This window comes from Stenotrophomonas sp. GD03794, from assembly GCF_029842145.1.
In the GTDB taxonomy this organism is placed as follows: Bacteria; Pseudomonadota; Gammaproteobacteria; order Xanthomonadales; family Xanthomonadaceae; genus Stenotrophomonas; species Stenotrophomonas riyadhensis.
Genome location: NZ_JAOCFV010000050.1, coordinates 24124 through 32569, shown reverse-complemented (window position 1 = coordinate 32569; position 8446 = coordinate 24124). Strand labels below are relative to the sequence as shown.

8 protein-coding genes are annotated in these 8446 nt (G+C 62.9%); 1 reads left to right on the top strand and 7 read right to left on the bottom strand.

The genetic code is table 11. From position 1 onward, the window contains the following. Positions 1–16: 16 nt before the first annotated feature. The 5 genes from N5D91_RS19835 to N5D91_RS19815 form a co-directional block, all read right to left on the bottom strand. Positions 17–322 carry a hypothetical protein gene (locus tag N5D91_RS19835; protein ID WP_110712675.1) on the bottom strand — a complete coding sequence of 102 codons (306 nt, stop codon included), beginning with the start codon at positions 320–322 and terminating at the stop codon, positions 17–19. 82 nt (positions 323–404) lie between these two features. Next, the gene (locus N5D91_RS19830; RefSeq protein WP_110712674.1) at positions 405–950 is read right to left on the bottom strand and encodes a hypothetical protein; all 546 of its coding nucleotides are present in this window, start codon (positions 948–950) and stop codon (positions 405–407) included. Further along, positions 947–1705 carry a hypothetical protein gene (locus N5D91_RS19825; protein WP_180854588.1) on the bottom strand — a complete coding sequence of 253 codons (759 nt, stop codon included), beginning with the start codon at positions 1703–1705 and terminating at the stop codon, positions 947–949. The genes N5D91_RS19830 and N5D91_RS19825 overlap by 4 nt, the downstream gene beginning before the upstream one ends. Continuing rightward, positions 1614–2360, bottom strand: a complete 747-nt coding sequence (locus tag N5D91_RS19820; RefSeq protein ID WP_180854587.1) for a hypothetical protein — start codon at positions 2358–2360, stop codon at positions 1614–1616. The genes N5D91_RS19825 and N5D91_RS19820 overlap by 92 nt, the downstream gene beginning before the upstream one ends. Beyond that, the gene (locus tag N5D91_RS19815; RefSeq protein ID WP_180854586.1) at positions 2357–2983 is read right to left on the bottom strand and encodes a hypothetical protein; all 627 of its coding nucleotides are present in this window, start codon (positions 2981–2983) and stop codon (positions 2357–2359) included. The genes N5D91_RS19820 and N5D91_RS19815 overlap by 4 nt, the downstream gene beginning before the upstream one ends. On the opposite strand from N5D91_RS19815, the gene N5D91_RS19810 reads away from it, so the two are divergent. Continuing rightward, positions 2965–3276, top strand: coding sequence for a hypothetical protein (locus tag N5D91_RS19810; protein ID WP_180854585.1), 312 nt, complete (start codon positions 2965–2967; stop codon positions 3274–3276). The genes N5D91_RS19815 and N5D91_RS19810 overlap by 19 nt on opposite strands. On the opposite strand, the gene N5D91_RS19805 is transcribed toward N5D91_RS19810, so the two are convergent. Both N5D91_RS19805 and tssI read right to left on the bottom strand, forming a co-directional pair. Continuing rightward, complete coding sequence (locus N5D91_RS19805) at positions 3245–3853, bottom strand: hypothetical protein (protein WP_180854584.1); 609 nt, start codon at positions 3851–3853, stop codon at positions 3245–3247. The genes N5D91_RS19810 and N5D91_RS19805 overlap by 32 nt on opposite strands. Continuing rightward, positions 3850–8436, bottom strand: coding sequence for a type VI secretion system tip protein TssI/VgrG (gene tssI, locus N5D91_RS19800; RefSeq protein ID WP_180854583.1), 4587 nt, complete (start codon positions 8434–8436; stop codon positions 3850–3852). Before tssI ends, N5D91_RS19805 begins: the two co-directional genes overlap by 4 nt. Positions 8437–8446 lie beyond the last annotated feature (10 nt).

The following is an 8446-nucleotide window of genomic DNA, read 5'->3' as shown; positions in this document are numbered from 1 at the left end:
AAGCCCGCTGCCGCGCTTATTCGCAGCGGGTCGCGGTGATGATGTTGTCCTTGTCCACGTACACGCGCAGGCGGTCCTGGCGGATGTCCCTGGTGGTGATGGTGCTGGGGCCGATCGGGTTGACCAGGCCGGCACCGCTTTCGCTGGACAGTCGGCGGATGTTGGGTTCGTTGGCTGGCTGGCCGATCGCCCAGCCCAGCTGGCTGGCATCACAGCGGCCCGTGCCCTTCACCTCCGGGCCTGGCGTGCTGACACAGGCGGCCAGCAACAGGGGCGAGGCGAGGGCGGCCAGGGCAAGGTGGGTGGGACGGTATCGGTTCATGGGTGCAACTCCTGAGGGCATGATGGCGCCACCATAGCACCGCGCCCGTGGCGACGGCATGCGCTGGATCAAGCCGTGTCGTTCAGCGTGTGCAGGCATTGTCGGGATCGAAGTGTTCCGGACCGCGGTAGCGGGCGGCAGCCCGCTCGAAGTGCAGTGCAATCGTTTCCCGGCCGCCCGGACAGTCACGCGATGCCTCCAGCGCCGGCCACGCCGGATGCGGTGCCGGAGGTGCGGCCAGCGTGGTGAACCGTCCCTCCAGCAGGCGCGCATAGGTTCCGTCCGGGCACTGCGCCAGCACCAGTTTATGGGTGACGTCGATGTCACCGTAGCTGCTGCCGAAGTGGGTGAGGATCGCGTCGGCGCGACCATCGTTGTTGAGGTCGGGCGTAGCGTCGAGCGTGGTCTGCCCGCTGCCGTACGCGCAGCCGTCGCCGACGCCAGGTGCGCAGGCGCTTACATGCCTGCCGTCCGCGAACCGCAGCTCGATACGTTCCTCGATGTCGGCCGCGCAGGCGCGTTGCAGTGGACTGGGCGGCGGCGTGCGCGCGATGGCGGCGTTTGCGGCAACCGAAAGCACCAGCAGGAGCACGGGCGGATGCAGGCGCTGGCACCATGGCACGGTCACGGCGAACTCCCGCGCTTGATCGCTTCCCACACGCTGTCGATGTGCGCACGCAACGGCGCCGCAGCTGATGCCAGCGCAGGATCGTTCTGACGCTCGCCGCCGAAAGGTTCATCGCCTTCCACGTGTACCAGCGATTCGCCACGCACTTCGTAGTACTGCTCGCCCTGGCGAAGCCCGATGCGCAGCTGCTGCGGGTCAATGCCACCGCCACAGACGCTGTGGCTGGCCAGCGTCAACTCGGCTCGGCCGTCGTTGTCCAGGTCGGTGGCTGTCACCTGATCCAGGAAATAGCCTGCCTCCAGATCCAGGCCTTCGCATTGAACCGGATCTTCGACGCTCCAGCGCGAAACCCAAGGACTCGCCTCATCGGTGCGCCGGAACAGCTCTGCACGCAGCGTGATCTGATCCAGCGGTTCTGCGTCGCCCTGCGCCGGCAATGCCTGTGCGCTGCGCGAAAGCAGCAGCAGGCCCGGGCCGTCTACGTCCTTGAAAGCCAGTTGCTTCAGCAGTGTGCCAGGGTAGAGCTCTTTCAGTTCCGCTTCGGGCAGCGATGGCGTGGTCATGAATGCCGATGGCACGTGATGCGAACCACAGCCGGCCGCAGTCAGTATGAGTACGAACAGCAGCGTGAAACGAGAGGAACCTGTCTGCGAAACCGCGGGTTCAACGCGCATCATCACGTTCCGGGCCAAACTCGATCTCATACGGGATGCTGTCATAACGACGATCATCGACGCCGAAGTAGGTGCTGACATGGATGAATCGGGCATCCCTGCGGCTTGCGGTACAGAGATTGATACCACGGTTGCAGTCGATGCGCAGCCGATCATTGCTCAGCTGCGCGATGTCCCCGACACGTGTATTGCTGTCCACGTTCACGCCACTGACCGCGACAGTGCCCGTGTAGTCCTTGCCCGGACGAACGCCTTCACCGGGCGCAATGTAGGCCAGCGCGTCCTCAGGCAGGCCCTTCAGGGTGACGGCGACGGTGCGGACCGTCAGATCCTTTGGGTAGTTCGTATAGACACGGATGCCCAGGTCGTCCCAGACAACGATGTCCGAGGCATCCGAAAGCGCGTTGCGGTGCGTGGAGCCAAGTACCTTTTCCCAGGCGGCAAGATCCTGCTTGAACGTCAGGCGATGTCCTTTGTACTCGACGTAGTCTTCGTTGAACGCCAGGTCCGCCGCAGCACTGGTTCCACCACGCGCAGGGTCTGCCGTCCGTGCATCGCTGCACGCGCCAAGAACGAGAACAAGGAGTGAGGCGAGCAGATGTCTTCTGATCATTTCTTTGGCTTCACCTGGTTCTTCTCCCCAAGCAGATCGCCGTAGCAGGTCCGCCTGTCGAAGGGATCCTCGTGTCACTGACGACTGCACACTATCGTCATGATCGTACTTGATGAATTTCAATGAGCCAGGTTGCTTCCAGGGCCGAATTCGATGACATAGGGGGTGCTGTCGTACCGTCGGTCATCCACTCCGAAATACATCTTCATCTGGATGAACTTTTCATCGTTCCTGCTTGCGCCACAGATGCTTATGCCGCGGCTGCAGTCAATGCGTAGCTGTCCTCCGCTCAGGTGTGCGATGTCGCCTACGCGAGTGCCCTTGTTTACGCGGACACCGTTGACCAGAACGGAGTAGGCATAGTCCTGGCGAGGTCGAACGCCTTCGCCTGGTGGGATGTAGGACAGCGAATCCTCGGGTTCTCCTCGAAGGGTGACTGATGCTGTGACCACACGTTGATTCCTGGGATGGTTGGTGTAGACACGGATGCCCAGATCGTCCCAGACCACAATGCCAGGGTCATCGGGAAACGCGGTGCGATGGTTGGGGCCAAGCACGTTGATCCAGTCGGACAGGTCCTGAGTGAAATCCAGGCGCTGTCCGTTGTACTTGACGTAGTCATCCTGGAAAGCCAAAGGGGCTGCATTGCTTTCGCCTGAGCCCGGGGCATGCTTGGCATCGCAGGCAGCAAATGCAAGCACAGAAAACGAAATCAGGAGGATTCTCGATGGCACCGCAGCGTACATCAGTTGGTCTCGCGGCTGACTTCGAGGGTGTACGGGAGGTGATCGTATCGCCTTTCGTCAGCCCTGAAGTAGATGGAGCAGCCACGAGTAGTGCCATCAACCCGATTTCTGATGCATGTGCCGATGCCCTTGCTGCAGTGAATCTCAAACATCGTGCATCGGGCGGCCGGGATGTCGCAGATCTTCATGTCGCCGTTGAATTGCCCGCTGTCGATGATGAGGCCGTGTGGTCACTGCTTGTGAAGGTGGTTCCGTGCCTCCTCAATCTGGAGCGTCGTCTTTCTCGATGTTGAGTTTGTATATGTAGCTGCTGTAGCGCTTATCGTCCACGGAGAAATAGAAGGAGTAATCCAGCTTCGCCTGATCTGTCCTGTTCGCGCTACAGAGGGCAATTCCCTGGCTGCAGTGTACTTCCAGTAAACCTCCGCTCAGTCGGGGTATGTCATCAACCTGCGTCGTATTGTTCACAGGAGTGCCCGAGAACGAGACCGCACCCGAAAAAGTCTTGCGTGGCTGAATTCCTTCTCCTGGAGGTTCATAGCCGCCAGATGACCTGGGAGGAACACGGAGGACGAATGAGACTGAGTTGACGCGATGTTCTTTCGTTGGGCCCGTGTAGGCAGCGATCCCCAGTTCATCCCAGATCATCATGATCGGTAACTCAGGATCGGCGAAGCGATAGTCGCTACCAAGGACGGCAATCCATGCCTTGACGGGGGCGCCAAGTTCAACGCGCTGTGAGCCGATGAGGATCGAGCCATTCTCGAAAATGGCCGCTGGCTTCTGCTTCGGCTGCTCATCCTGAGGTGCGGCGCTGCATGCAGCGAAGACCAACGACAGCGCTATCGAGAGAAGGAATCTTGAGTTCATCTAGACTTTACCTGGTTCTTCTCGCCGAAAAGATCTTCATAGAAGCGAGTGATGTAGTCCCAGCTGTCTGAACCGTAGCGACCCACGCGACGGATGTTCTCCAGTGCGTGCTTTCCATGTTCTTCGTGCAGGTGCTCAAGTTCGGTGGCGGACGAGGCGCGCCGTATCGCCGCAGTGTGCTCTTTGGCCCAAGCTGCAACAGTCGCGTCCTGCCAGTTCGTATCATTGGGGTGAACCAGATAGGACTGTGCGATCTTGACCGGATCACGTGATGCATCGCCCCGCCATCGCCCCGCCATCGCTTGCCCAACCTGGAGGACGGCCTGTTGCGCCAGCTGAGCAGCCAATGTATGCAGCGGATGGACGTCGTGGTCCTTAGCCAGCTGGGAATGACTAGGGTCGGTTGACCCACTTTTGTTTGGGTCGGAATCGAACATTGTCTGTGCGTCGTCCACACTGTTGCCTACGAGCAGCAGGAGTTGTTGATAGACGAAGTTGTAGCAGTTGAGCACCGCGCGCATTGGCGCGCTGGCGATCCAGCCAGCCCGCTCCAGATACTCATGTCCAGGGATTCGTGCAATGCGGTCTCGAAGTTTGAGGAAATCCTGGAATGCTTTGTAGTAACGCTGATCGCTGTGCTCGGAAAGAAGGACCAGCATGATCTTCTCACCGTCGGAACGCTCGCCAGGCTTGCTCGCCTTGAACTCCCAGCTTTCTACGCCGAAGAGCTTGTGAGCAATGGGTTCGGCAAGGCTTGCGATGACGTCCGTCGAGCCAAACATCCCGGTGACCACAGGGTATCGATGAGTGCAATTGGCAGTCGACGTCCAAGGGAGCACGGTGCTGTGTCCCAGCTTTCTCAAGCTGAGTTCGCAGAAATTGGAGTGTGCGAAGTAGTCCTCAAGAACATGCAGGGCAGAACCAAAATGACGCATGCCATCGGGTGTCTTGCCCTTTGAGAGCGCAGTGTTCAGTTCTGACGACATGAAGTCTCTGGAGCGCATGATGTAGCGCTTCATTGACGTTTTCGGATCTATCTCAAGAAGAGCACTTCCAGGAGTAACCCAAGGCTCAAAGTCCCTGTCGATGGTCTTCGGGTCTGCTGGCTCGGGTTTGATGTTCTTTGGGTTATCGATGTGTTCACTAGGCTTGTATACGCCTAGACGTGCAGGGGTGACTTCGTACTGACTCTTGTTCTTGAAGCGAAGATTGTGAAACTCTCCCCCAGCCAGAATGTCGACGATCTTGGTGAGCGCGTCACGTGAGAGATGCTTGCCGAGGTCCTTGGGGAGATTGGGAGGACGTACAATCTTTGGATCGAGAAGCTGGGAGTAGTCGCGGAGCCAGTTGCCAAAGTAGATCGCCATGCGCTCAGTCGATGTGAACTGAGCTTTTTCTAGCACCGCCTCAATCGATCGATGCCCAAACGACTCGTTGGGTCGCTTGTCATGGTTCTGGCCATCACCCGCACTGAACCCCTCGTAGCGCCCATCCTCGCTCTTGTTGGTTTCCTGGGCCACGGGCCCCTGTTGCTTCAGTGCAGCCTGTACTTCCGCATAGTTCACCTTCAACGCACCGTTGAACTCGGGCGAGGTGTACTGCGCATACTCGGTTTCGTGCGTGCCTTCCAGGTCGAAGAACGCCAGGCGATAGGCGAGTGCAGTACCTTCCTCCTTGCCGCTGTCGGCAGCGAGGGTCGGCTTGCCGTTCGCATCCTTCTCCGCCAGATCATTGCGCAGCACGTTGTCGACGTGGTGCCCGAACTCATGCAGCAGCACCGCCAGCAGTTCGCGTGACGCCTCGATGGTCGTCGCCGCGCGGTCTGCCGCCATGCTGTTCACGCGGATGATGCGCTTGCTGTTGTCGTAGTCGGCCGGGTAGGGCGCGCCGGCCATCACCTTGTGTTCGGGTGCCTGCAGGCTGCCATTCTTCAGCGCGTCCTGCAGCTTCATGTAGGTCCGCGCCGGAACATCGAAGCCGAAGGTCGGCGCCATCATCATGACGAACTCGACCGGTGTGGACTGCTCGGCGATGCTGCGCAGCTGGTCGTAGGCGAACGTGCTTTCGAAGGTACGGCCCGGATCAGGCTTGATCGTGAAAGCGGGCAGCGGCGGCAGGCTGGCCGGGGTGCTGCCTCCCCCCATGAACGGATGTTCGCCCGCCTTGACCTTGAACTCGCCGGGGCAGCTGAAGGTGATGTTGCCGCCCTCCAGCGTGATCGCACTGCTGCCGGCCTGCAGCACCACCTTGGTCTGCGCCAGCACGTCGATGCGGTCGTCGGTGGCGGTGATGGTCAACGCCTGATCGCTCAGCAGTTCCAGCTCGCCGTCGTGGGCCTGCAGGCTGACCGGGCCCTGCGCGGCGATCACCCGCAGCGGACCGCTCTGCGCGAACAGCGAGACGTGCTCGCCGGACACCGTGGCGATGGTCTCGCCGGCGCTGACGTGCAGGTCCTGCTGCACCGTCATCTGCAGGTTCTGCCCGGCGTAGGCCACCGCGCTGGCCGGGGTGGTCCAGGCCACATGGTGCGGTGCCTCGGCCAGCAGCAGCGGCGTGCCCAGCCGTTCCACCGGCTGGTCACCGGCGCTGCGGCCATCGCTGCCGGGTTTCATCGCGCTCTGCCCGTTCACGTCGCCGGTATAGCGGCCCTGCGCCTTCGGGTCGATCTGCTCGCGCAGCTGCTTGGTGCGCTCGAACTCCGCCAACCCCGGCACCTGCTGCTGCGCCAGGGTCTGCTGCATCTGTTCCAGGCTGCGCTCGGCGCCCTTCAGCTGGGCCACTACGCTGGCATTGTCCATCACCGTGGACGCCGCGCGCTCCTGCAGGCTGGCCGACAGCAGCAGGCCTTCGCCGGCATGCACGTTGCCCCAGCCCTGGGTGGCCAGTTCAAAGCCCTCGCCACGCAGCGCGCCGCGGGCGGTGTCCTGGTGCGCGATCAGGTAGCCCAGCTCCAGCCGGCTGTCGGCCAGTGAGCTGTGCAGGCGCGTGCGCAGCTGCCCGGGCGTGTCGTCGATCACCCATTGCTGGGTGCCGCTACCGTCATGGGCCTGGGTGTGCAGGCCGCTGAGTACGCCGGGGTGGCGTGCGTTCTCGTCGATGCCGCCGCCGAAGGGCGGAGCGACTTCGCCGTTGTAGAGCTGGCCGGTGATGCGCGGCTGGTCGATGTCGCCGTGCAGGAATTCCACCAGTACTTCGCTGCCCACGCGGGGCAGGAAGGCCGTGCCCCAGTTGGGGCCGGCCACCCACTCGGCCACCGGCACCCAGCTGCCACTGGTGTGGTCGCCGGGAGCGTGTCCGGGCTGGGCGCTGCCGGTGTCGGTCAGGCCGCCGGGATTGGGCCTGCTGCCGCGCTGCCAGCCGAACTGGATGCGTACCTGGTGCTCGCGGTTGGGGGTCACGGCGGTGTTGGCGATGCCCACCACGCGTGCAGTCTGCGGGCCATGCAGGGTCGGCCGGTCCTGCGGCAGGGCGCGCAGCGGCACGCCGCTGCCAGTGGCCAGGAAACTGTTGCGGTAGGCGCCACGCTCCAGCGCGGCGCTGCCCAGCAGCTCGGCGATGCCCTGGTCCAGGTTGTTCAGGGCCACATGCTGCACGGCCAGCAGCTGGAAGGCCTGGCCTTCGTGCTGCGGGTGCTGGGCCAGGGTGAAGGTGCTGCCGGCGCCGAGCTGGCGCTCGCTGCCGCTGCCGCTGTAGAGCACCTGGCCGACGCGCAGCGCGTCCAGCCGTGCCTGTGCTTCGGCGTCGGCCCAGCCGGCCTGGGCGAATCGACCGGCGCGCGGCTGCACGTAGACTTCCAAGGCGGGCAGGGTGCCGGCATCGGCGCTGGAGTGCGCGGCCACGGCGCCAACCTGCTCGCTGTGCCAGCTGGCCACGGTGCTGGCGTTGGGCACCAGCTGCTGGCGCTCGGCGAAGGCGGTGATGCCGTCGCTGGCCTCGGCCATGTCGGCGCGATGGAAGCGCACGCGGCCTGCGTCGGGCAGCTCGGCGCCCGGCTCGAACACCACCAAGGTGTGTGCGGCATCGTCGTCCTGCGCCTGCTCGATGCGCCAGGCCAGGCCGGCTTCGGCCAGCAGCCGGGTGACGAAGGCCCAGTCGGTCTCGCGGTACTGGGTGGTGATCGCGCGTGCCGGCAGCTCGGCCTGCACGTCGAAGCGGAACAGGGCCTGCGGGTAGTCGGCGAAGATCTGTTCGCAGATGGCGCGGGTATCCAGATCCTGGAAGATCACCGCATTGCGGCGCAGGCGCAGCAGCGCGGTCCACGGTTCGAGGATCAGGCGATAGCGGGCCAGGCCACCATCGCTGCCCAGCTGCGCAGCCTCGGTACACAGCCCGTGCCACTGGCGCAGCGAACCGTCGGCCTGGCGTAGCTGCAGGGTCAGCGGCTGTTCCAGCCACGGCTCCAGGTCCAGGAACGCGTCGGTGGACAGGCAGTCGATCTGCAGGCGGTTGTCGCCGCACACCGATTCGATGCCTTCGAAGCGTTCGACGACCAGGCCTTCCTCAGGCCCCTTCAGCTGGATCAGGCGTTCGCGGTGGGACAGCGAAGCGAGGGATGCGAGCAGTGAGGAGCTTGGGATGTCCATATCATCAGGC